The 1,057-nt window shown below is 63.2% G+C and carries 1 protein-coding gene, 1 tRNA gene and 1 pseudogene; 1 reads left to right on the top strand and 2 read right to left on the bottom strand.

The genetic code is table 11. The features are described from left to right. A partial coding sequence (locus tag EN781_RS33085) for an SDR family oxidoreductase (RefSeq protein WP_127400755.1) occupies positions 1-196 on the top strand: 196 nt, incomplete at its 5' end. A gap of 51 nt (positions 197-247) precedes the next feature. On the opposite strand, the gene EN781_RS33080 is transcribed toward EN781_RS33085, so the two are convergent. Both EN781_RS33080 and EN781_RS33075 read right to left on the bottom strand, forming a co-directional pair. Beyond that, positions 248-324, bottom strand: a tRNA-Arg gene (locus EN781_RS33080). 192 nt (positions 325-516) lie between these two features. Further along, positions 517-1,057 (bottom strand): annotated as a pseudogene (locus EN781_RS33075) (DUF1003 domain-containing protein); the annotation flags it as partial.

Below are 1,057 nucleotides of genomic sequence, written 5' to 3'. Positions count from 1 at the left end.
CTTTACGCCAATCCTCGGCGACTTCATCACCATGCTTGGTCAGGATCGGGTCGAGGTTGACAGTGGCAGAATGAAGCGCCCTGCCTTTGCAGACGAGATCGCCCCGGCCGTCGTCTTCCTGTGCTCGGACGCGGCGCGCTGGATCAATGGCGTCAACCTGCCGGTCGACGGTGGCCTGGCCTCCACCTATCTCTGACGCGGCGTTCTCGCGCGATCGGTGCGAAAGCTATGGATACTTACTTGAAATTGGCGCACCCGACAGGATTCGAACCTGTGACCTCTGCCTTCGGAGGGCAGCGCTCTATCCAGCTGAGCTACGGGTGCTTCCCGGTAAAACGAACCAGCCGGTGAACCAGCCAGCCACGGCTTCTTAGCGGAAGCACGCGAAGGCTTCAACGGCCAATTGGGGTGGCAAGGCATTTGACGCCACAGGAGCGGTTAGGCTTCCCGAGGGCGTATGTGGCGGTCAAGGCTGCGCCGTATCTGCGTCGTTAGCCACCTTGCTGCTCCGACGCCTCACCCCGCCGCCTCGCTCCTCGCCGCCCGCCGCCGCACCCCGCCCGCCGTCCGCTTCACCTTCTTCGCCCCTGTCAGCTCGTGCATGGCATCGAGCTGCATCTGCTGCATTTCCGCCAGCCGCTGCCATTGGCGCGAGATCAGGTAGTCGAGCTTTTCGTGCAGGTGCCGCACTTCCAGCTCGGCCTTCAGGTTCACCCGGTAGTCGTTGAAGGAGCGCAGCCGGTCCTTCGCTTCCTGCCGCTTCTGGCTCATCATGATCACCGGCGCCTGGATAGCGGCGATGCAGGACAGCATCAGGTTGAGCAGGATGAACGGGTAGGGGTCGAAGGCGCCCGCCATGCCCTCGAACAGGTTGATGCCGATCCAGACAAGAGCACGCTGGCGAACGAGATCAGGAACCACCAGCTGCCGCCGAACTCGGCCATCGAGTCGGAGACGCGGTCGGCGAACGAGCGGTGCTCCTCGAACTCCTCTTCCGAGTTTTCCGAGATCGTGTCCTGCCTGGCGATCGATTCGACCACCTGGCGGTCGAGCTCGG

The organism is Mesorhizobium sp. M4A.F.Ca.ET.090.04.2.1 (genome assembly GCF_003999085.1).
GTDB lineage: Bacteria > Pseudomonadota > Alphaproteobacteria > Rhizobiales > Rhizobiaceae > Mesorhizobium.
Note: the sequence above shows the minus strand (reverse complement) of the source record. Positions and strands in the feature narration are given on the sequence as shown.